This is a genomic window from Desulfosalsimonas sp. (assembly GCF_055149105.1).
In genome coordinates this window covers 1-20,895 of the sequence record NZ_JBSRLA010000061.1, presented here as the reverse complement: position 1 = coordinate 20,895, position 20,895 = coordinate 1, and the positions used below count along the sequence as shown (strand labels likewise).

Sequence of the window (20,895 nt, the reverse complement as noted above, 5' to 3'; positions counted from 1 at the left end):
GGAGCTATATTGTTCTGAACCATTGTTTAGCTGTCTCGGGGGCCCCGCCCGCTGCCGCGCAAATCTAGAAAATAATAGTTTTCGGACAGGCACTATTTACAGAAAAACACGACGTCGGGGAAACCGATTTTCAGCTTGTAGAAGATTCCATGCAGGGATCTCAAACTGCGCTCGAAAAACTGGTTTTGCGCCATCAGGCATGGATATACAATATCGCATTTAAAATGGTGATGGACCACGACGATGCCAGCGATATCACCCAGGAAATCCTGATCAAGGCAATCAAGGCACTGCCTTCCTATGATCCGGACAAGGCGGCGTTTCGGACATGGATTTACCGGATAACAGTAAATCACGTGCTGACCATGAAGAAGAAGAAATTCGAGTACAGGATCAATGACATTGAAACCTATGTCTCTCTTATTGAAAAACTGCCTGAGGACAGGGCCTGTTGTCATCCGGAAAAACATCTGCTTGAAGAGGAGATCAAAATCGGCTGCATGACTGGGATGATCATGTGCCTGAGCCGCAAGGAACGCATGGTTTTCATCCTTGGCGGCATTTTCGGTATCCCGGATACCGAGGGAAGCGAAATCATGGAGATTTCAAAGGTCAATTTCAGAAAGATACTTTCCCGGGCAAGAAAAAAGATCAGTCCGCATGTGAATGATTTCTGCGGGCAAATCGATTCGAAAAATCCCTGCTGCTGCGCCAACAAAGTAACCGCATTTCTCAGCCTTGGAATGGCGGATCCGAAAAAGCTAAGATTCCACCATCCTTCCAGGCCCACTGTCAAAGACGTTGTAACAAAAAAATACAAGCAATTCAGGGCCCTTTATTATGAACCATTTTTGGATCTGTACCAGCAGCAGCCGTTTTACGATCCCCCGGATACAACCCGATGGCTCCGGGATATCCTGCAGCACCGGACGTTCCGGGAAATTTTCAATCTTTGAAAGCATTGCGCCCGGTTTGGGCGCATCTGTCCGATAGATGGATTTACTGGTAAAAAATGCAAAAAAAAGGAGATAGGGGAATGCCGATCAGGAAGTTGTCTTTGCTTTTCATTTTCTTTTTATTTCTCACCGCCTGTGCTTCTTTGGGCGGGGACAAACAACCCCATGAAATCAATGATCTTGCTCATGATTTCACCCTGCCGGATCAGGACGGAAACCTTGTGGGCTTAAGCGATACACTGGAAAATTACCAGGGCGCAGTGATCGCTTTTTACCCAAAAGACGACAGCCGAAACTGAACTGCTGAATTTGTTGAGTTTCAACAAAACATCAGTGAATTTGAATCGCGGCAAATCAAGGTTCTGGGAATCAGCTATGACTCGGTGGCATCGCATCGGAAATTTATCAAAAAACACGGTCTTGACGATCTCACGCTCCTCTCAGACGAGGACGGAAAAGTAACCAGGACCTACAATGCGGATCATTGGCTATTTCCTGCGGCCAGCCGGGTATACATCATTGTGAACAAGGACCGAAAGATCGTCTACAGGAAAAATAAAGGTATTTCTCTTTTAAAAGACCAGACAGAGACACTTTTGAAAGCAATCGACGAACAACTGTGATCATCACTTGAATTTTATGGGGCCGCCTTTGCCCGGCCCCCGGAATCTGCAGGACGCATGCATTGCTGTTTTTCTTGTTTTTACTCACTGTCCGGGGAATAACCCGGACAGTTATTTCATCTCCCGGTAGCGCCGGATCAGATTATTAGTTGAACTGTCGTGTCCGGCCCCGGACTCGTTTTTTGTATCAAGTTCAGGCAGGATGCGGGTGGCGAGTTGTTTGCCCAGTTCCACACCCCACTGGTCAAATGAGTCAATGTTCCAGATCACGCCCTGGGTAAACACGCTGTGCTCGTAGAGGGCAACGAGTTTTCCGAGCGTTTCCGGGGTAAGCCGCCCGGCGAGAATCGTGGTTGACGGCCGGTTGCCGTCAAAGACCCGGTGCGGCACCAGCCAGTCCGGCGTGCCCTCTGCCCTGACTTCCGCGGGTGTCTTGCCAAAGGCCAGGGCCTCGGCCTGGGCAAAAACATTTGCCATGAGAATGTCGTGATGTTGCCCCACAGGGTTGAGCGATTGGCCGAATGCGATAAAATCACAGGGTATGAGCCGGGTTCCCTGGTGGATAAGTTGATAAAAGGAATGCTGGCCGTTGGTGCCGGGCTCACCCCAGTACACGGGACAGGTCTGGTAGTCGACCACAGTACCGTCGAGGGTGACGTGCTTGCCGTTGCTCTCCATGGTCAACTGCTGCAGGTAAGCCGGAAACCGGTTCAGGTACTGCTCGTAAGGCAGGACTGCGACGCTCTGTGCGCCGAAAAAGTTCGTGTACCACACGGTCAGCAGCCCCATGAGCACCGGGAGATTGTGCTCAAAAGCAGCGGTGCGGAAGTGCTCGTCCATCTGCCGCATGCCGTCGAGCAGGCTGCGAAAGCCATCCGGGCCGATGGCAACCATTGTGGACAGGCCGATGGCCGAGGCCATGGAATAACGCCCGCCGACCCAGTCCCAGAACTCGAACATATTGGCCGTGTCAATGCCGAATTCCGCCACCTTGTCTGCATTTGTGGATACTGCCACAAAATGGCGGGCCACGGCATCACTGTCGCCGCCAAGGCCCTTGATCAGCCACTCCCGCGCGGTTTGCGCGTTGGTCATGGTTTCCTGGGTGGTAAACGTCTTGGAAGCAATGATAAACAAGGTTTCGGCCGGGTCCAGGTCACGGAGGGTCTCTGTCACATCCGTGCCGTCAATGTTGGACACGAACCTGAAATTCATGGACCGGTCGCTGTAATGCTTAAGCGCCTCATAGGCCATAACCGGGCCGAGATCCGATCCGCCGATGCCGATGTTGACGATATTGTAAATCCGCCGGCCGGTGTGCCCTTTCCATTCACCGCTTCGGACCCGGCTGGAAAAATCCGCCATCTTGTCAAGGACCGCATGTACATGATCAACAACATTTTCGCCGTCAACCATGATGGCGGTTTGGCGCGAAGCGCGCAGGGCCACATGCAGAACAGCGCGGTTTTCCGTTATGTTGATTTTTTCACCGGAAAACATGGCCTCAATCCGGTCCTCCAGTCCGGACTGTTTTGCCAGCTCCAGCAATAGCCCCATGGTTTCATCAGTGACGCGATTTTTCGAGTAATCGAGGTACAGCCCTGCCGCTTCGGCTGTCAGGCGTTGGCCGCGCTCTGGATCGTCTGCAAACAGCGTGCGCAGATGCAGGTCACCAATGTCATTAAAGTGGCTTTCCAGGGCCTTCCAGGCCGGCCGTGCCGTAAGATACGGGATGCGTGTGGTCATGTTTGTGCTCCTTTTGCTTTTTTGCTTCAGCGTCCTGCTCATGGATGCCATGACATCCTGGCAAGTCTTGCCTGGCCCGCAGTCTTCCTTGTTTTATCCCGGGGCCGTCATTGCATGGCGCGCCGCACCCAGCAGGGCCGCCTCGGAATGCAGAATCACGTAAACCGGTATTTTTTTCATGAGTTCACTCATCCGGCCCTTGCGCACAAAAGCATCCAAAAAAGCCCCGCTTTCCAGAAGCGGTAAAATCCGGGGCGGTATGCCGCCGCCAAGATAGATGCCGCCTGTGGCCATTGTCTTTAACGCCATGTTTCCGGCTTCTGCGCCCAGAACAGAGACAAACATTTCAAGGGTTTTTTGGCAAAGATTGCAAGGCTGGTTTTTGTCCAATGCACCCCGGATAATCTCCGGCACCGGATCTTGTTCTGCGGGAATTTGTTCAGCCGGACAATCCGGATTTCCGGTATGCCCGGTATGTTTCAAATACGCGTAAATATTGGCCAGGCCCATGCCGCAACACACGCGCTCATAGCTGACATGGTCATAACGGTTTGCCAGAAACGCAAGCAGTCCGGTTTGCCCCGGGCCTGTAGGCGCAAAATCGGTGTGCCCGCCTTCAGAGGCAAAAGCCCGGTAGCCTGTTCCGTCCCAGGTCAGAAACGCCTCTCCAAGACCCGTGCCCGGGGCCACAACAGCCATGGTTCCGCCTGTCTCCGGGCTTGCCGCGTATATCACGTGCAGATCGTCTTCAGTCAGCACCGCAACTGCGTTTGCAAAAGCGGTTACGTCATTTAGCAGGCAGACGGATTGAATCCCGAGGGTTTGTGCAAGTGCGGATTCTTCCATAACCCAGGGCAGATTGGTGATTTTTGCCCGCCCGCCCACAACCGGGCCGGCCACGCCAAAGGCGGCCCGATCAATATGGATATTCCGGGTTGACAGAAATTTTTCTATAATGGCTTCAAGGCCCGAATAATCCCGGCTCGGGAATTTTTCCTTTACCAGGGGCCGGCGAAGGCCGTTTTGGGAGGCATATACGGCCAGCTCCGTCTTGGTCCCGCCGATATCACCGGCCAGAACCGTAATGTCTTTTTCAATGCCATATCCCATAAGCGCTCCGGTTGCCCCTGGTTTTGACCCATCTTTATATGATACATGAGTCCTGTATGGTCTGCAACTGTTTAAAACCACTGTTTAAAACCATAGTCCCAAACCCGGGCAATGACAAAAACCAACGCTTGTTATTTTATCTGCATGGGTCAGGCTTGTTTCATGATGGCATCCCGCAGGCCGGCACCCAGTTTCCTGGCGGCTTTTTCCGCCTCGGCCTGGGTTTCAAATGTATTTACGCCCACTGTATCCACAGAGGCCTCCGGGCCGAAAATCATCTTAAGCCCGGCCATCTCACATGCATCGCCGTAGCCGCAGCTAATGCAGGGAATGTTTCCCTGGATTTTCACGGATCCCAGAAAATTCATACCCTCTTCCATCATATAATAAAAGATGCTGTTGGCACCGCTTTCGCAGGCCGGGGGCATGCCTTCACAGTCTTGCGGGATCGCGCATGTCACCACGGCCACGCCGGATTTTCCGCTCATGAATCCATGCTTGTGCCGGAGCGGATACAGCCTTTCGAGAAACGCCTTGGTCCGGGCGTCAATGCTGGAATAAGGGGTATACCCGCCGATTACGAGGCCATCGGCCTGTTTGGCTTTTTCCGCCAGCATATTGCCGTCATCGCCGATAACACATTCGTTTGTATCCACGCATCCCAGGCAGGCGCGGCAGGGTTCGATTTCAAGCTCGCTGAGCTTAAAAAACGCTGTTTCCGCGCCCGTGGCTCCCAACACGGTTTTAACAGCACGGTCCGTGTTGCTGTTTTCAATCGGCGATCCGGATACGCCCAAAACTTTCATTTAAACCTCCTTGTCTTGAGTTTACAGGATGTTTCCTGCTTCAACCATTTCTTTTTGGCGGAGCAAAAAAAACACTCCATTTTTTGACGATCAGCGATAAAAAGGTGAAAGCCGCAGGTCATGACAACTTACGAGCAATTTTATGTTTCCAGTTTAACCATACAATTACGTAATTGCAAATATTTATTGCAAAACGCACGGCCATACAAAACTGGATCCAGTCGGTAAATGAAGCCGGCGGATTCGGAGGCGGGTGCTTTGATGTGGTTTTTGAACCGGCAAAGATCCGGGATGCAATTTTAGAAGTTGTCTGAAAGCAGTGCTTGACATGGTGAGGCATAAGTGTAACACTACAAGAAAAATATTTGAAAAAAGAGGTTTCACATGCCTTCAAAAAATCCCAGAATCAATGTTGTACTGGAAAAGCCCTTATACAACGCCCTGCATGAGCTTGCCGAAGAACAGGGATTGTCTTTGTCCATGCTGATGCGTGATCTGGCCAGGGAAGCCCTGGAGCTGCGCGAAGACCGGGCTCTGGCCGATTTTGCCGCCCGGCGCGATGAGGATTTTGACCGCGACAGGGCACTGACACATGAAGAAGTGTGGCAATAGCGTGTCGTTTTCCCTTCTCTATCATCCTGATGTGAAGAAGCGCGATATTCCGAAACTCAATAATGACATCCGGAAACGGGTGAAACGGGCCATAGAAACCCGCCTTCTGGCAGCCCCCCAGGAGTATGGAGAACCCCTGCGCAAAACGCTGAAAAACTACCGGAAGCTCAGGGTCGGGGATTATCGCATCGTGTTTAGGGTGGAGGACAATGAGATTTTTGTCCTGGGCATCTGTCACCGCAGAGAAGCCTATCTTTTGATGGAAAAAAGACAAAACCATCTTTTGCAGGAGTAATTACCGCTTATCTTCTTCGCAGCAGGTCATCCAATCGCCCGCACTGCCTGTGGAAAAGATCGCCCGCCGGGTCCCGGGGTCTTTGCAGATCCATTTCAACCACTTTTTTCACCCGCCCGGGGTTTTTGTCCATCATGACCACCCGGTCGGCAAGGGTGACGGCTTCCCGGACATCATGGGTGACAAACACGACAGTGTGGGAAAATCGCTTCCAGAGGCTTAACAGCAGCTGTTGCATCTCCTGGCGGGTCTGGGAATCCAGGGCCACAAAAGGCTCGTCCATGAGCAGAATTGCGGGCTCCAGGATCAGCACCCGCGCCAGGGCCACCCGCTGTCGCATCCCGCCGGAAATTTCAGAGGGCAGATAGCCGCCAAAGGGCAAAAGACCGACCAGGTTGAGATAGCGCTCCACCATTTCCTGTCGCTGCCGGCGGGAAAAGCTTTTGCCTTTTAATCCAAAGCCGATGTTTTCCGCCACTGTCAGCCAGGGGAAAAGTGCGTCCTCCTGGAAAACCACGCACCTGTCCGGGCCGGGACCGGATATGGGCCGGCCGTGGGTCAGGACCTGCCCGGTGCCCGGCTTTAAAAACCCGGCCAGCACATTTAACAGGGTGGTTTTTCCGCATCCGCTGGGCCCCAGAACACAGATCATTTCCCCGGGCTGCACACAAAGCCCGATGTTTTCGAGAATCGGCAGCACAGCGCCGTTGACCGTAAAATGCAGCCCCAGGTCACGGACTTCAAGAATCGGGGTTTTTCCGGCATCCGACGGCTTCCCGGCGGAAAGCACTTTTAATTGCGTTGTCATGCCGATCTCCTGGCGCTTTTAAAGCAGAGCCGCAAACATCCTGTAAGCAGTTGGTCAGATATTCGTCCGATCACGGCAATGATGACAATACCGACGATGATGACATCCGTGCGGCCCACCATGCGGGCGTCCATGATCACGGCCCCGAGCCCGTTCTGCACGCCCGTAAGCTCTCCGAGAACCAGGTAGGCCCAGGAAATGCCCAGCCCCAGACGCAGTCCGGATACCAGAGAAGGCATGGCCCCGGGCAGAAGGATCGCAAAGGTTCCGCGCAGGCGGCGGACCCCCATCATGGCCCCGGCCCGCAGGAGCACAGGGCTCACCTGGCGGACTCCGCCGGCGCAATTGATGTAGATGGGGAAAAAAGCGGCCAGGGACACGAGAAACACCGTGGTTTTCATGCCGATGCCAAACCAGATCAGGGCCAGGGGCAGCCAGCTGATTCCCGGAACCGCGCGTATGCCGTTAACCGAGGTGCTCAGCAGCCGATCCACAACCGGCAGCCGCCCGGACATCACTCCCAGGGGGATGCCCACTGCCGCGGCAATTGCAAATCCGGCAAATACCCGGATCAGACTGGCTTTTGCATCAGCAAAAAAACGGCCTGCGTACATGCCCGTATCCGGACCGCTGAAAATATAAATATAACCGGCATCGATAATCTCTTTGGGGTGCGGCAGGATGTATGGCGGCACAAGGCGCAGTTCAGCGGCTGCCAGCCATGCCAGGATCAGACTTGCCGGCAGTATCCAGGGCAGCACCCCATTGATACCGGCCCGCGATTTTCCGGCATCATTCATCAGTGCTGATCTCTTTTCGGGCCTGCCGGACAAAAGACAAATCGATCAATTCCTTGTAATCCGGCTGCCGGCGAATCATGCCCAAAGCCGCCATCCGTTCTCCCAGGGCTTTGACCCGGCTGACAAACACCGCATCCATGTCCCAGGCCAGTTCCATGTTGGCCGCGGCCTTTTCCAGGATGGATTTTTGGGTGCCAAACCTGGATGCCCGCTTCAGCCACTGGTCCGGGTGGCGGGCAAGATACCGGGTGGCCCGGGCATGGGCCGTGACCATCTTTTGCACCTTTTGAGGATGTTTTTGCGCAAAATTCCTGGTGACCAGCATGCCGGCGTTAATGTCGCCCACGGCCTCATCATAATAGGGATAGGCCAGAATTTTGCCGTAGCCCTTTTCCACAGCCTGTGCGGGAAAGGGCTCCCCGGAGAGAAAAGCGTCAATGCTGCCCCGGGAAAGGGCCAGCCCCATGTCGAAAAAATCAATGCGCAGCAGGGAAGCATCGGTTTTCACGGAAAGCCCGCTGCGGCTCAGGGTCTCGCGCAGCAAGATCTCGTGCATGGTGCCGGGAACATAGCCGATGCGTTTTCCCTTCAAATCCGCAACCGTTTCAATGCCGGCATTTTTTCTGACCACAAGGGCCGAACATTTATTGCAAAGCGCGGCCACCATCACCACCGGCTGTCCCATGGATGCCGAGTGGATGGCATGGGCCACGGTGGTGCCGCACATATCCAGGCTTCCGGCCAGCAGGGCGTTTTTCTGATCCGCCGGATTGGTGAATGGATAAACGTTGATCTTATCCTTCTTGGAAACAAAATCGCCATAGTAAAACGGGGCAATGGTCTGGGCGGTCTTCCATGTCCCGATGCGCAATTCATCGGCACAAACAGCATCGGGGCCGGCCGCAGCCAGGCCCAGACAGACGGCAATGATGAGGATGGCTTTGATCAGGGGCTCAGGTCGCATGTCTCTTCCCTTTTCTTGTCAAAATGGCTACAATTGAGCACCTGCTGCCCGGACGGAGCGGGCAAAACAATTGGACGGCAGCATCGGGTCCAGGCCCATTTCCATTTGAATCTGTGCGGTGAGCTGCAAAGACCGGCCCCGGCCGCCGCCCACCTGATCTGCACCGTCCCGGGGGTTTGAGCCCACTTCCGGGAAAAACAGGTTGGCCCCGGCCATCAGAGAGGCGGTATGCGGTTCGTGGGTGCAGTGGGCCCGGGGCACATCCCCCATGATCAGACGGCTGACAGCCACCATGCGGGCCATTTCCCGCTCCGTGATCATGCCGTGTTTTTCCATGGGCGATCCGGAAAAATTGATCCGGCGCATGACCCCGCTGTAGGTGGCCCCATATTGGCGGGCCAGAAACATCCGGTCCACAATTTCCTCAATCTGGTGTTCGGGCCCCACCGGTTCCACGCAATTCATCCATTGCAGGCCCACATCCTTTAGCACCCGGATGGTCTGGATCCGCTTTTCCACCTGAAGGGGGGTATCCTTGCCTTCGCCCAGGCGCACGGCGTGATAGGCCCCCACAAAACCCGCATCCAAAAGCTGCTCGCCTTCTTTGTGGGTGATATCCCGGGTATTGGCCACAAGCGGTACGGACACTGTTTTTTTCAAAAGCTTTCCAACCTCCAGCAATCGCTTGAAGGAATAGGTGCCGGTGGTCATGATGTTTAAGGCATCTGCCTGGTTTTCCGCTCCGATCCGGGCCCACTGCAGAATATCGTCAATGGAAAACTCAATTTTTTCCGTAAAGATTCCGGCTTTTTCCGTCAGGGAACAAAAAAGGCAGTTCAAGGGGCAGGGCTCCACGTTGACACCTATATGAAAATGGTTTTCCCCCTTTAATCCAAACTGCTGCCGGCTCATTTGGTTGGCTGTGTGCATCAGGGCATAGGTTTCCCGGGAATCCAGATCCAAATGCATGAGCGCAATGGCTTCCGGCTGGTCAATGCCGTTGAAATCCATGGCTTTTTTCAGAATCTCTTCGATTTTCGGTTTAATTTTCCAGCCCATACCTCTCCTTTGCCTTGCATGGATGCAGATAAAACAGCCTGTTTATTGTTCAGCACTGTTTCAAACAATAGACACAAGGCCAGATAGTTTCAACAAATAAGGCGGGTTTATGTCCGGCGGCCATAATAGCCGGCCACCCGGGCATATGCGGCCATGGCCCTTTCCGGGGTCTTAAAAAACGGCACCCCGGCGCTGCACAGGCGCGGGCCGGTATCTGCGGGCATGCCGGCAATGCCCACGATGAGAAACGGCTTGCCCGATGATTGCTGTGTCCGGATCATGGCCTGGATATAGGCGTTGTTGGTGTTTTCATCCAGGCCTGAGCCAATGACGCAAACCGCGTCCACGCCGGCATCTGCAGCCGTAATTTCCGCGGCCCTGGCAAAAATATTCATGTCCATATGCGCGTTAAGACTCACATCCACGGGATTGGACAGACTGGTGCCAGTGGGCGGCACATATTTTGCCAGGCGCGTTTTTGTGTTTTCCGACAACCCGGCAAGTTCCAGGCCCTGGCGGCCCACGGCCTCGGCTGCGGAAACCGCCAGGCCGCCGGGACCGGAAATAATGGCCATGCGCCGGCCCGATACCGGCGGCAGCAGATAAAAGGCCATCATGGTATCCACCCATTGGTCCCAGCCTTCAACAGGCACTGCATTGCACTGGCGCATCAGGCCCTGCCAGACCCGCTGTGATCCGGCCATGGCACCGGTGTGAGAAGATGCCGCCCGGCCGCCTTCGGCTGTCAGGCCCACCCGCCACAGGACCACGGGTTTTGCCGCAGCCGCGGTTTGCAGGGCGTCAAAAAAATACCGGCCGTCGGTGATGCCCTCCAGATAGGCGCCGATCACATCAGTTTCCGGGTCCCGGGCAAAATAAGAAAGCAGATCCGCGCTCTGGACATCGGCCTCGTTTCCCAGGCTCACGGCCTTGCTGAAGGCCAGGCCCTTTTTTTCCGCCTCCCGGCCGATGATGTTGGCAAGGGATCCGGAATGGGAAATCAGTCCCAGACGCCCGGGCTTTCGGCACAATCCCGGAAAAAAGGAAAGCCCGGAAGCGGGCACGTAAAGGCCCATGCAGTTGGGCCCGAACAGGCGCATGCCCGCAGCACGGGCTGTGGCCACCATTTCGGCTTCCATGCGCCGGCCATTTTCACTACCGCTCTCCCTGTAGCCCGCGGTAAACAACACCACCGCCTTTACCCCTTTTTCCGCGCACTGCCGGACCACCTCCGGGCCGGCGTCCCGGCCCACCAGCACGATGGCCAGATCAACAGGGGCGTCAATGGAAGCCACATCCGGGTAGCATGCAAGGCCGTCAATGGTTTCCGCATTGGGGTTGACCGGATAAATGGGGCCGGCAAAGCCCATGTCCTGTAAGGCGAGCAAAAAGAGCTTTCCGGTCTTCATGCCCTGGGGCAGGCCCACAATGGCCACGCTTGCGGGGTGAAACAATTCATCGAGTTGGGAAAAAAGTGATTTTTGTCTCAATTTGACCTTCCTGATGGTCTCAGGGTTTCACGCAGATATCGGCTCCCGGCCGAAAGGCTTCCTTCCTGTAAAAACAGCGGACGCGGCAAAAAGCTTTTTACGGTGCCATCAGTATATGATACCCGGAGGATTTTTCAAGAAAAGACAAGACCGGGCGACAAATTTGCCGCCCGGTCGTTTGAGGGAGGATTTTAGGGGCAAAGCGCCGGTTCTGTCAACGCCCGGGGCGCATAGGTCATGGTGTGCTGCCAGTTTAACCGGGCATCGGAGAACTCTTCGACCTCAGTGTAGAAATACATGCTGGATTCAATGTTTCGCTCCTCGATGAAATCGGCCATGGGCTTGATCCACGCGCCTTGTTCCAGGGCCGGGCCCAGATGAAACATAAACATGTAAATCAATCCCATGCTCACCAGAAGCCTGACAACACCCCGCAGACCCCCGGGCGCATTTTCAACGCCTGCGCCCGGGCCCGGGTCATTTGATTTGTTCCGGCAAATCGCCATAACTGATATCCTTTTTATGATTACCTAAATTGAGCGATCAGATTCTTGCGGTGATTTCCGGAAACACCTTGTAGAACATGATGTATGCCATCAAAAGCGTGAGGCACAAGTTCAGGGTCTGGCCGCAGATATAAAGAATCAGCGGCTTTCCGCCCTTGAAATATTCCTTGAGCTCCCGGAAATTGGTGGCCAGCCCGATGCTCACAAAGGCCAGGCAGAAAAACCAGCCCCGGAAAATCTTGGACATGCCCCGCAGTGCGCCGTGATCAATAACCGCGTAGGACACGTCTGCGCCCATGCTCGAATACATGAAAGAAAACACGATGGATGCGGTGATAAACCCGATGACAAACTTCGGGAACCGGTGCCAGATCTCCACGGCCGAAACCCGCTGGCCCGGGGCGCAGTCCACTTTGGCGCACCAGTAAACAGCAACCCCGAATGCGATAACCCCGATAAGCACGTTCTGGATCATCTTGATCGTGGCCGCCGTATACAGGGCCCGCTCGCCGAGAAACGCCCCGGCTGCGGCAACCGCGCCGGTGGCGTCAATGGTGCCGCCCATCCAGGCGCCGCCCAGGATCTCGGGCATGCCCACGGCCTTGATAAAAGCCGGCATCAAAATCATCATAATGGAAGTAAACACAAGAGACAACCCTACTGCCAGGGTCAGCTCCTCTTTTTTGGCCCGGCAGGCCGCAGCCGTTGCAATGGCAGCAGACACACCGCACACGGACATGTCGGCTGAGATGGTCATGTTCAGGGTTTTTGAGGGAATCCGGATGAGTTTCTGGCCCACAATATAGGTGGTGATCAACACAGTGGGCGTAACCACCCAGGCCACAAAGATTCCGGGAACGCCAATGGAAAGAATCTTTCCGAAAAGAATTTCAGCACCCAGCAGCACAAGGCCGGTTTTGATGAAATATTCGGTCTGCACCGAAGGCATGACCCATTTGGGCGTGCCCACGGTGTTGCTGATAATCAGGCCGAACAAAATGGCCCAGGCGGCATAGCCGATGCCGTAATGCTTCATGGTGGCATTGCTTGCAGCGGTATAGGCCAGAATCGCAATCAGAAACACAAACAAAAAACCCTTTACAAACTGGCCAAAGGATTTTCCCATAAACTTCATGCCGATGCCGAAAAACACAGCCAGCACAATCATCAGGCCAATAAGATGGGGGATCTGGTTATACGCCGAAACCCCGACTTTCTTTTTTGCAGACGATGCACTTGCTTTGGCCTCGCGCCATTGAATGATCTCATCGGTGGCCTGCTCATTTAACGATTCGTTGTTAAAATTCGCGGCTGCCGCAGCCTGCTGGGCCTGTTTGGCCTCTTCCAGAGCGGCTTCGGCTCTCTGGCTGGCGGCCTCGTATTTCACAGATGCCTTCCTGCGGATTTCACCGGCGGTTTCCTCGCTCATGTAGAAGGCATGCACCGGGTTGCCGCTCCAGCCCTGGGGCTTGCTGGTAAACTCCTTGATGGTTTTGCCGATGGATGAGCCGGTGGCTTTGAGCTTTGATTTGGCGTCCATGGCCTGGTACCATTCAATGGTTTTAAACGGTGCCCGGTCGGCCTGCTCTTCCAGTGTGGCATTGGCGCTGGAAATGGTCTGGTCCATTCCGGAAGGCGCATTGTTGAAATAAATCAGCACTCCCACCAGCAGAATAAAAAACCCGAGCCATATGGCCATGTAATCTTCTTTTTTCCATAAATCAGACCACTGGCTGGTGGGCTTGTCCATTACCACTTCATCGTCGGGACTTCTTTGTTCAATGTTTTCGACCACTTTTTCCTCCTTAAAAATTGAAATAAAGATGAGCCTGTAAAAAGTCTTTTTTACAGGCAGTGTTAAGTTTTAAGTGATTAAGTGTTAAGTAAAATCAATAAGTTATTTGTTCATTGATTAGCGGTTATATCCGATTTGGGCCTTTTTACGATTCCATCAAATAAAAAAAATGAGGTGCCTGCCCGGCATGGCTGAACAGGCACGAATTATAGGGTTGCAATTTTTCGCCGCTCTTAAGAGCAATAAAGGTGCCAAATTGCATCTCTATTTTTAACATTTTGATTTTATTTAATTTAAAGCAAAGGACACCATTGTTCTTTCCTAAACTGCCGCCTTTGGGCGGCATGGAACCACAAACCATGGCATGTCAGCAAAAGCTGTCCAGCAAACTGGATTTCTTTAAAATCAGGGAAGGTTAAGGAGTCGGGTCCGCAAAAAAGCGGCACTGCCGCCTGAAGGTGGCAGTGCCGCTTTGCTGCGTCATCCGGGATCGGATAAAAATGGGGCTGCGGCCGGGTTTTGCCGGCCTATGACCGGTATTGATCCACAGACACGTTGTAGCGCTTGATGATTTTCTGCAGGGACTGGCGCTTGATTCCGCTGATCTGGGCCGACAGGCTGATATTGCCGCTGGTGTGGGCCAGCAGCCGGCACAGGTAATCAAGGGTAAAGCTGTCAATAATCTCTGCCTTGAGATCCTTGTAAGGCCGGGTCACGTCCACCTGGCGTACATCCGGAGTCTGAACCCGGGATTCAGGGGTTTTTCCTGTATGGGCCAGGGTGATGATGGAATCGGCGGTCAGGGCGCACCATCCCCGGATGGTGTTTTCCAGCTCCCGGATATTTCCGGGCCAGTTCCGGTTTAGCAGATAATCCACCACTTCCGGGGCCAGGACTTTGGGGTCTGCGTTGTTTTCACAGGCGATCTTTTTGACAAAATGATCGGCCAGAAGCGGGATATCCTGACGGATATCGGCTAACGGCGGCATGTGCAGGGACGCCACGTTTAACCGGTAATACAGGTCTTCCCGGAATTCGCGCTTTTGGATCTTTTCCTCCAGGTTCTGGTTGGTGGCGGTGATAATGCGCACATCCACCTCGTGGCTCTGGCTGTCGCCCAGGGGCATGACCTGTTTGTCTTCCAGCACCCGAAGCAGCTTGGTCTGCACGGGCAAAGACAAGTCCCCGATTTCATCAAGAAAGATTGTGCCGCCGTGGGCCTGATCAAACAGGCCCTTTTTGTCCTGGTTGGCGCTGGTAAAGGCGCCTTTGCGATGGCCGAAAAGCTCGCTTTCCAGGATGGTTTCCGGCAGTGCCGGGCAGTTGACCGTTACCATCCGGGCGTTTTTCCGGGCGCTCAATCCGTGCACGGCCCTGGCGGCCATGTCCTTGCCGGTGCCGGTCTCGCCCCGGACCAGCACGGTGACATCCGTGCGGGCCAGCATTTGGATGGTCTGAAACACCTTCTGCATGGGCGGGCTGTTGCCGATCATGTTTTCAAACAGGGCTTTTTCACACAATCTTTCCATTAGCCGGTTGTTTTCACGCACCAGGCGGTTGTATTCCAGGCCGTTTTTCAGCAGGTGAATCAGGCGGTCTTCATCCAGGGGTTTCTGGATGAAATCAAAAGCACCTTCCCGAATGGCCTGTACCGCGGTTTCAATGGTGCCGTAAGCGGTCATGATGATCACGGTAATGGAGGAATCGGCCTCCTTGATGCGCTTTAGCAGTTCAATGCCGTCCATGCCCGGCATGCAGATATCGGCCAGCACCACATCCACCGGCTCTTTTTCAAGCACTTCCAGGGCCCGGGCTCCGCCTTCGGCAGTCAGTACCCGGCAGCCGAACTCCATGGCCAGGGTGCGCTCCAGACCCAGGAGCAGATCGGTCTGGTCATCAACAACAAGTATGGTATCTGACATTTACAATCCTTTTGATTATCCATTCACCGGCAGTCGCGGCCGTCATCATCCAGGGGCAGAAAAATGGTAAAGGCGGTGCCCTTGCCCGGCGCGCTTTCAACAACAATATCGCCGCCATGCTGCTTGATAATGCCGTAGCTCACCGAAAGGCCCAGGCCCGTGCCCTTGCCCGGCCCCTTGGTGGTAAAAAACGGGTCAAATATCCGGTCAATGTGAAGATCGGAAATGCCCGCCCCTGTATCGGAAATGGTAAGGGAGAGCATGTTTTTGTCCGGCTCCGGCTGCACGGAAACCGTCAGCGTGCCCTTATCTTCCATGGCCTGACGGGCGTTGATCAACAGATTCATAAACACCTGTTTCATTTTGGCCGCATCCAGGGTCACATGGGGCAGATCATCGGCAAAGCTGCGGCGGATTTCAATACTGCTTTTTTGGAACTGCACTTCCAGCACGGAAAGCACCTCTTCCAGGCAGGCGCGCACATCCGCGGCCGCCTTTCTGGGCTCTGAGACCCGGGCAAAATTGAGCAGCGCCTCCACCACGGATTTGCACTGATCCGTATGCTTTTGGATAATCTGCAAATCCTGCATCACCTGCACATCTTCGGCCCGGCTCCTGGCGATGAGATTGGCATAACACCGGATCACTCCCAGGGGATTGTTGATTTCATGGGCTACGCCGGATGCCAGCTGGCCGATGGAGGCCAGTTTTTCAGTCTGGGCCAGGTATTTTTCCATCCTGCGCTTTTCCGTGGTATCGGTGAGCATCATGTAAATGCCCTCCGACCGGCCGTTTTCATCCACCCGCCTTGAGGCTGAAACAATGGCGGTCAGCTTTTTGCCGTTTCGGTCCACAAGCGGCAGCTCAAGGCCCCTGGCAAACCCCTTTTCGTTGATTTCCTCCCAGAAGCCGGCCGCATCCCGCGTGTCCCAGAACAGCTGAAAACAGGTCTCAATGGACAGGGCCTCATCCTTGTCGCAAAACCCGAAAAACTGAAGTCCCGCCGGATTGATGTCCTTCATCCGGGTGTGGCCGTCAAGGATCAGGATGGCGTCCTGGGAGCTTTCAAACAACAGGCGGAACTTGGACTCAGAGGCCCGCAGGGTATCATGGGTGACCTTCAGATCCGAGGCCACGTCCTCAAAAGCCCATTTCACCTGTTCGAGTTCATCGTTATGCCCGTTGTATTCCAGCCGGGGCTCGGCCACTGCGTGACCGGATATGGTTTTAAACCGTGTCAGCACCCCCTTGAGATCGGTGACCACGGTGCGGTTAAACAAAAGCACAAAAAGCCCGAGAAGAGAAAAAAGCGCGGTTGCCGCCACAATAAACATCATCCAGGCGGTTTCCTTGATTTTGAAAAAACTAACGTCCACTGGAATATAAATGGTGTCTGCAGCCACCACGTCGCCCACGTCAAAATCATAACCATTTTCCGATCCGTAGATCTGCTTTAGCGCATCCGGGGCCCGGCCGGGGCTGCCGTGGCATTTGAGACACTGGGCTTCGGCGTAAATGGCTTTCATGCGGGTGAAATAGGCCCTGCTGTCTTTTTCAATGATGCCGCGCCACTCCTCGGTATCCGGATGATTGCGAAACCAGCGCAGCTTTTCCATCTCAAATGAATCAGCCATGTTCACGGGATTTTTCGGATTATGGGCCGCACGCTTATAGGAGAAATCCGGGAACCGGTCGCGAAGGCCGTTTAAAACCTCGCGGCTGACAAACGATGTGGACATGGCCTCGGGCACAAAGGCTTCTGGCGAAAGCAGCTCCACCATGTGCGGCCGCAGCACGTCCTTGACGTAATTGCGGGTGGCACTGGCCGTGCCGATAAAAATTTCCGTGTTTTGGTACACGTTGTCAATGACGATATTGCGCAGGGCAAAGTACTGAACAAGGGAAAAAACCCCGCAGAAAACAAAAAGAATACAGCCCGCGCCAAAATAAAACCGGGTTTTCATGGATCTTCGATGCATTTGTCAGGCAACCCTCTTATATGCCAATAAAAAGCATAACTATTTGTATTTATTAAATATAATATCAATCCAAGCAACCGCATAGTTTACACGCAAACAAAAATAAAATCAATAGACAGGTTTTTATTGAAATTGACACCTGTTGTCCGCAATGCCATTATCGCAATATCCTGAGGCAAAATCCATATCCTTCCCATCGTTAACACCTTTAACACGGCTTTGAAGGGGGCACCATGTACGGCAGCAACCTTGACAAACAAGAACCGGACAGCGGCGATTGGATCCGCCAATCCATCAACGGATTTATCGCCCGTTCTCCGGAAAACACAATGGCCGATCACAGCGGGGAGCCGGCGTGGGACCGGGCGCTTGTGGGATTTGCCGCAGGAGATGATCCCATGTGGCAGCAATTCAAGGAATATGTGGGCCCGTTTCACTGGACCCCCTGGGAAATCTACACCCAGCAGCACCCGCAAAGTCCCGCCCGTCCTGATGAGCTCACCGTGATCTCATGGGTGCTGCCCCAGCGCAAAGCCGTGCGCAAGGCAAACCGCCGGGCCCGAAAATATCCCGCCGAACAATGGGCAAGGACCCGGATTTACGGAGAGGCCTTTAATACCGCCTTGCGCCGCCACGTGGCCGACTGCCTCCGGGACAACGACCACCCCGCTGTCGCCCCCATGCTGGCGTCCAACTGGACGGTTGTCCAATCCCGGCAGTTTTCCTATGCCTCCTGCTGGTCGGAGCGGCATGCGGCCCATGCCGCCGGCCTTGGCACTTTCGGGCTTTGCGACGGGCTGATCACCGCAGCGGGAAAAGCCATACGGGCCGGCTCTGTCGTAGCCCGCATCCGGATTGCGCCCTCTTCCAGATTTTACAGCCATCACCGGGCCTATTGCCTGTTTTTTGCGGAAAACACCTGCGGCAAATGCATTGACCGCTGCCCTGCCCGGGCCATTACCGAAGCCGGTCACGACAAGGAAAAATGCCGCAAATACCTGGCCGAAACCCGACAGCATGTCAAAGACACCTATGGCTTTGACGGCTACGGCTGCGGCTTATGCCAGGTCGGCGTGCCCTGCGAAGCCGGCATTCCGGTCAGATCGGCCAGAAAGGCCCTGGAACGCGGCGAACTGCCGCCCCCGGCCCCGCCACTGGCATAGCCCGGCCTGAACCGATTGCATCCGGGCTTGTGCCTGACATTTTTATCCTGCTTCTTTCCAACTTTTCTTTACAGAAAAATCATGCTCTGATATAGAAGCGTTTAATCACGTAAACAGCATTCTCATAATTAAACTCATTACAATATCGCGACAACGATTCTACAATAAAAACTGTCAACATCAGGCTGTACTATATTTTTTTATCACCCTGTTCCTTTCCACTTCTCTTCAAAGCAAGGAGGACACAAATGGCCCAGGCAGATGCGCCCAAAGGGAACCCGGCGGTTGTCGGTCTCGCCGGATTCGGTATTACCACCCTGATTCTTCAGTTTCACAATGTCGGCTGGTGCGGGGTCGGCCCTGTGCTGGCCCTTGCCTTTATTTTCGGAGGACTGGCACAACTCATTGCCGGATACCTGGAATTTAATGTGGGCAACAATTTCGGCTTTAGCGCGTTTTGCTCCTACGGGGCTTTCTGGATCTCGCTGGGCATCATTTTCATGCTCAACCACTTCAATGTCTACCATGCCAGCACCGAGGACGTTGGCTGGTTTCTGGTCTGCTGGACCATCTACACCTTTATCATGTGGTTTCCGGCCATGCGGATTCACTCGGCCATGGCTGTTACATTCACCCTGCTTTTAATCGGTTTTATCCTTCTTGACATTGCCCATTTCGGCTACGATCAGTTCACGGTTATCGCCGGATACGAGTTGATGGCCTGCGCTGCTTCGGCCCTGTACATGATGGCCCATGTAATCTACGCCCAGGTCTTTGGCCGCGACGTGCTGCCCGTGGGCAAGCCCTGGATCCAATAAAACCGCGGTAAACTTTTATCACCAGGAGGTGACCCATGACCCGTCATGCCTATTGTCTCGCAGCAATACTGATTGCCGTGCTGCTGGCTTTTCCGGCCACAGCCGCCGAATCGGCAACAAAGGAAGAATGCGTGGAAATGTGCCGGGAAGCCGCAGCCCTTATCAACTCCCAGGGCCTGGAGGAAGGGATTAAAAAAATCAGCGACCAGCGGGGCCCCTTTGTGTGGAAGGACTCGTATGTCTTTCTAATGAATCTGGACGGTAAAATGCTGGCCCATCCCTTCAAACCCGAACTGACCAAAAGGGACCATGTGCTGCTGATGACAGACCCAACAGACAAAGCCCTTTTCGTGCATTTCGTCAATCTGGCCCGCAGCCGGGGTGAAGGCTGGGTGGAATACATGTGGCCCAAACCGGGCCAATCCACCCCGCACAAAAAGATCACCTACATCTACCGGGTGCCGGATACGGATCTGTTTGTGGGTGCCGGGGTTTACGTCAGCGGAATGATGTATTGACAAACAAAACCGGCGCTGTTCTGATCCGGGGTGCTGCCGGCACCCCGGATCAATGCCGGTTTCAGACCATTTATTTGTAAAACCTCCTGAGCACTGAAGGTTTTACACCTGCATAATACAGGCACGAAAGCAGGTTGTTTCGGACAATGCCGTAAATCAGGCCCTCTTTTTCCCAGCGCCGGGCAGATGTTTTCACGGGCTTTGGGATCAGCCGGATTGCCAGCCGGTTTTTCTTTAAGCGCTGCATGATCCCGATGTCTTCCATGATCGGGATATGGGCAAATCCGCCGATCTGCTCAAAAACCCGTTTTTTGACAAACACGGCCTGATCGCCGTAGGCAATGCGGGTCAGGCGGCAGCGGACATTGGCCAGGATTTCAATCAGGCGAAAGATTCTTTTTGGGCTGTCGATACCAAGGAAAAACGCGCCTGCGGCAATCTCCGGCCTTTTGCGGGCCCTGAGCACATCGCCGATGGCACCCGGCGGCAGGTGCGTGTCTGCGTGGACAAAAACCAGGATGCCGCCTTTGGCGGCTTTTGCCCCGGCATTCATCTGGGATGCCCGCCCGGCCGGAGCAACAAGGGTGATGACCTGGTTTCGCCCAACCCGGTTGATGGTCGACCCTGCCGGGTCTCCGTCAACGATGATGATCTCAACGTTAAATCCCCTGCACGCGCCGGCCAGATTTGCGATTGTGCGGTTTATGGTTTCCTGCTCATTTAAAACCGGCACAATGATTGAAACCGCCGGAGGCAGCAAAATCTGAAAATCTTTTTTGTTTTTCATATTTTCCCCGCCCATAGATTTGATAGCACCGTAAAAAGTCTGATTTCAGATGGCGCCGTAAAAAGTTCAAGATCAAGGCTTGCGCAATTTCGAAGAATGCAGCGTACTTATCCGTACGTGAAATTCTGAGAAATTGCG

20 protein-coding genes and 1 pseudogene are annotated in these 20,895 nt (G+C 54.1%); 8 read left to right on the top strand and 13 right to left on the bottom strand.

The window, feature by feature from the left end:
- Nucleotides 1–149: 149 nt before the first annotated feature.
- From ACTCIA_RS13480 to ACTCIA_RS13470, 3 genes and pseudogenes are all read left to right on the top strand, one after another.
- Nucleotides 150–956, top strand: coding sequence for an RNA polymerase sigma factor (locus ACTCIA_RS13480; protein WP_463002331.1), 807 nt, complete (start codon nt 150–152; stop codon nt 954–956).
- An 80-nt stretch (nt 957–1,036) separates the two neighbouring features.
- Nucleotides 1,037–1,255, top strand: coding sequence for a hypothetical protein (locus ACTCIA_RS13475; RefSeq protein WP_463002330.1), 219 nt, complete (start codon nt 1,037–1,039; stop codon nt 1,253–1,255).
- Between the two features lie 12 nt (nt 1,256–1,267).
- Nucleotides 1,268–1,579: pseudogene (locus ACTCIA_RS13470) on the top strand (peroxiredoxin family protein); the annotation flags it as partial.
- Nucleotides 1,580–1,690: 111 nt separating this feature from the next.
- Here the strand turns inward: ACTCIA_RS13470 and pgi are convergent.
- From pgi to ACTCIA_RS13455, 3 genes are all read right to left on the bottom strand, one after another.
- Entirely contained in the window at nt 1,691–3,325 is a 1,635-nt protein-coding gene (gene pgi / locus ACTCIA_RS13465; protein ID WP_463002329.1) for a glucose-6-phosphate isomerase, read from the bottom strand.
- A 93-nt stretch (nt 3,326–3,418) separates the two neighbouring features.
- Complete coding sequence (glk, locus tag ACTCIA_RS13460; protein ID WP_463002328.1) at nt 3,419–4,435, bottom strand: glucokinase; 1,017 nt, start codon at nt 4,433–4,435, stop codon at nt 3,419–3,421.
- A gap of 149 nt (nt 4,436–4,584) precedes the next feature.
- A complete protein-coding gene (locus tag ACTCIA_RS13455) occupies nt 4,585–5,241 on the bottom strand; it encodes a flavodoxin family protein (RefSeq protein WP_463002327.1) in 657 nt (218 codons plus the stop codon).
- Between the two features lie 384 nt (nt 5,242–5,625).
- Here ACTCIA_RS13455 and ACTCIA_RS13450 point away from each other — a divergent pair, with 384 nt between their 5' ends.
- Nucleotides 5,626–5,853, top strand: a complete 228-nt coding sequence (locus ACTCIA_RS13450) for a ribbon-helix-helix domain-containing protein (RefSeq protein ID WP_463002326.1) — start codon at nt 5,626–5,628, stop codon at nt 5,851–5,853.
- Nucleotides 5,834–6,148: a type II toxin-antitoxin system RelE family toxin gene (locus tag ACTCIA_RS13445; protein ID WP_410269214.1), complete on the top strand. Its 315-nt coding sequence runs from the start codon at nt 5,834–5,836 to the stop codon at nt 6,146–6,148. The genes ACTCIA_RS13450 and ACTCIA_RS13445 overlap by 20 nt, the downstream gene beginning before the upstream one ends.
- A gap of 7 nt (nt 6,149–6,155) precedes the next feature.
- On the opposite strand, the gene ACTCIA_RS13440 is transcribed toward ACTCIA_RS13445, so the two are convergent.
- From ACTCIA_RS13440 to ACTCIA_RS13400, 9 genes are all read right to left on the bottom strand, one after another.
- Nucleotides 6,156–6,956 (bottom strand): ABC transporter ATP-binding protein, encoded by an 801-nt coding sequence (locus tag ACTCIA_RS13440; RefSeq protein ID WP_463002325.1) that lies wholly within the window; start codon nt 6,954–6,956, stop codon nt 6,156–6,158.
- Nucleotides 6,953–7,756 (bottom strand): ABC transporter permease, encoded by an 804-nt coding sequence (locus ACTCIA_RS13435; protein ID WP_463002324.1) that lies wholly within the window; start codon nt 7,754–7,756, stop codon nt 6,953–6,955. The genes ACTCIA_RS13440 and ACTCIA_RS13435 overlap by 4 nt, the downstream gene beginning before the upstream one ends.
- Nucleotides 7,749–8,720, bottom strand: a complete 972-nt coding sequence (locus ACTCIA_RS13430; RefSeq protein ID WP_463002323.1) for an ABC transporter substrate-binding protein — start codon at nt 8,718–8,720, stop codon at nt 7,749–7,751. The genes ACTCIA_RS13435 and ACTCIA_RS13430 overlap by 8 nt, the downstream gene beginning before the upstream one ends.
- A 27-nt stretch (nt 8,721–8,747) precedes the next feature.
- Nucleotides 8,748–9,779 carry a biotin synthase BioB gene (locus ACTCIA_RS13425; protein WP_463002322.1) on the bottom strand — a complete coding sequence of 344 codons (1,032 nt, stop codon included), beginning with the start codon at nt 9,777–9,779 and terminating at the stop codon, nt 8,748–8,750.
- Between the two features lie 107 nt (nt 9,780–9,886).
- On the bottom strand, nt 9,887–11,269 hold the full coding sequence (locus ACTCIA_RS13420) for an acetate--CoA ligase family protein (protein WP_463002321.1): 1,383 nt from the start codon (nt 11,267–11,269) through the stop codon (nt 9,887–9,889).
- Nucleotides 11,270–11,460: 191 nt separating this feature from the next.
- A complete protein-coding gene (locus ACTCIA_RS13415) occupies nt 11,461–11,775 on the bottom strand; it encodes a hypothetical protein (protein WP_463002320.1) in 315 nt (104 codons plus the stop codon).
- A 37-nt stretch (nt 11,776–11,812) separates the two neighbouring features.
- Nucleotides 11,813–13,570, bottom strand: a complete 1,758-nt coding sequence (locus ACTCIA_RS13410; protein ID WP_463002319.1) for a YeiH family protein — start codon at nt 13,568–13,570, stop codon at nt 11,813–11,815.
- Nucleotides 13,571–14,097: 527 nt separating this feature from the next.
- Complete coding sequence (locus ACTCIA_RS13405; RefSeq protein ID WP_463002318.1) at nt 14,098–15,492, bottom strand: sigma-54-dependent transcriptional regulator; 1,395 nt, start codon at nt 15,490–15,492, stop codon at nt 14,098–14,100.
- A gap of 23 nt (nt 15,493–15,515) precedes the next feature.
- Nucleotides 15,516–17,471: a c-type heme family protein gene (locus ACTCIA_RS13400; RefSeq protein ID WP_463002317.1), complete on the bottom strand. Its 1,956-nt coding sequence runs from the start codon at nt 17,469–17,471 to the stop codon at nt 15,516–15,518.
- A gap of 233 nt (nt 17,472–17,704) precedes the next feature.
- Here ACTCIA_RS13400 and ACTCIA_RS13395 point away from each other — a divergent pair, with 233 nt between their 5' ends.
- From ACTCIA_RS13395 to ACTCIA_RS13385, 3 genes are all read left to right on the top strand, one after another.
- The gene (locus ACTCIA_RS13395) at nt 17,705–18,634 is read left to right on the top strand and encodes an epoxyqueuosine reductase (protein WP_463002316.1); all 930 of its coding nucleotides are present in this window, start codon (nt 17,705–17,707) and stop codon (nt 18,632–18,634) included.
- Between the two features lie 248 nt (nt 18,635–18,882).
- On the top strand, nt 18,883–19,452 hold the full coding sequence (locus ACTCIA_RS13390) for an acetate uptake transporter (protein ID WP_463002315.1): 570 nt from the start codon (nt 18,883–18,885) through the stop codon (nt 19,450–19,452).
- A 35-nt stretch (nt 19,453–19,487) separates the two neighbouring features.
- On the top strand, nt 19,488–19,970 hold the full coding sequence (locus ACTCIA_RS13385; RefSeq protein WP_463002314.1) for a cache domain-containing protein: 483 nt from the start codon (nt 19,488–19,490) through the stop codon (nt 19,968–19,970).
- A 70-nt stretch (nt 19,971–20,040) separates the two neighbouring features.
- On the opposite strand, the gene ACTCIA_RS13380 is transcribed toward ACTCIA_RS13385, so the two are convergent.
- Nucleotides 20,041–20,757: a TIGR04283 family arsenosugar biosynthesis glycosyltransferase gene (locus ACTCIA_RS13380; protein ID WP_463002313.1), complete on the bottom strand. Its 717-nt coding sequence runs from the start codon at nt 20,755–20,757 to the stop codon at nt 20,041–20,043.
- Nucleotides 20,758–20,895: the final 138 nt, after the last annotated feature.

Coding starts and splice junctions, on each gene's coding strand:
- ACTCIA_RS13405 (WP_463002318.1), bottom strand. CDS start 15,492: ATGTCAGATACCATACTTGTTGTTGATGACCAGACCGATCTGCTCCTG.
- ACTCIA_RS13435 (WP_463002324.1), bottom strand. CDS start 7,756: ATGAATGATGCCGGAAAATCGCGGGCCGGTATCAATGGGGTGCTGCCC.
- ACTCIA_RS13380 (WP_463002313.1), bottom strand. CDS start 20,757: ATGAAAAACAAAAAAGATTTTCAGATTTTGCTGCCTCCGGCGGTTTCA.
- ACTCIA_RS13390 (WP_463002315.1), top strand. CDS start 18,883: ATGGCCCAGGCAGATGCGCCCAAAGGGAACCCGGCGGTTGTCGGTCTC.
- ACTCIA_RS13480 (WP_463002331.1), top strand. CDS start 150: ATGCAGGGATCTCAAACTGCGCTCGAAAAACTGGTTTTGCGCCATCAG.
- ACTCIA_RS13395 (WP_463002316.1), top strand. CDS start 17,705: ATGTACGGCAGCAACCTTGACAAACAAGAACCGGACAGCGGCGATTGG.
- ACTCIA_RS13445 (WP_410269214.1), top strand. CDS start 5,834: ATGAAGAAGTGTGGCAATAGCGTGTCGTTTTCCCTTCTCTATCATCCT.
- ACTCIA_RS13385 (WP_463002314.1), top strand. CDS start 19,488: ATGACCCGTCATGCCTATTGTCTCGCAGCAATACTGATTGCCGTGCTG.
- glk (WP_463002328.1), bottom strand. CDS start 4,435: ATGGGATATGGCATTGAAAAAGACATTACGGTTCTGGCCGGTGATATC.
- ACTCIA_RS13475 (WP_463002330.1), top strand. CDS start 1,037: ATGCCGATCAGGAAGTTGTCTTTGCTTTTCATTTTCTTTTTATTTCTC.
- ACTCIA_RS13425 (WP_463002322.1), bottom strand. CDS start 9,779: ATGGGCTGGAAAATTAAACCGAAAATCGAAGAGATTCTGAAAAAAGCC.
- ACTCIA_RS13415 (WP_463002320.1), bottom strand. CDS start 11,775: ATGGCGATTTGCCGGAACAAATCAAATGACCCGGGCCCGGGCGCAGGC.
- pgi (WP_463002329.1), bottom strand. CDS start 3,325: ATGACCACACGCATCCCGTATCTTACGGCACGGCCGGCCTGGAAGGCC.
- ACTCIA_RS13455 (WP_463002327.1), bottom strand. CDS start 5,241: ATGAAAGTTTTGGGCGTATCCGGATCGCCGATTGAAAACAGCAACACG.
- ACTCIA_RS13430 (WP_463002323.1), bottom strand. CDS start 8,720: ATGCGACCTGAGCCCCTGATCAAAGCCATCCTCATCATTGCCGTCTGT.
- ACTCIA_RS13400 (WP_463002317.1), bottom strand. CDS start 17,471: ATGCATCGAAGATCCATGAAAACCCGGTTTTATTTTGGCGCGGGCTGT.
- ACTCIA_RS13440 (WP_463002325.1), bottom strand. CDS start 6,956: ATGACAACGCAATTAAAAGTGCTTTCCGCCGGGAAGCCGTCGGATGCC.
- ACTCIA_RS13450 (WP_463002326.1), top strand. CDS start 5,626: ATGCCTTCAAAAAATCCCAGAATCAATGTTGTACTGGAAAAGCCCTTA.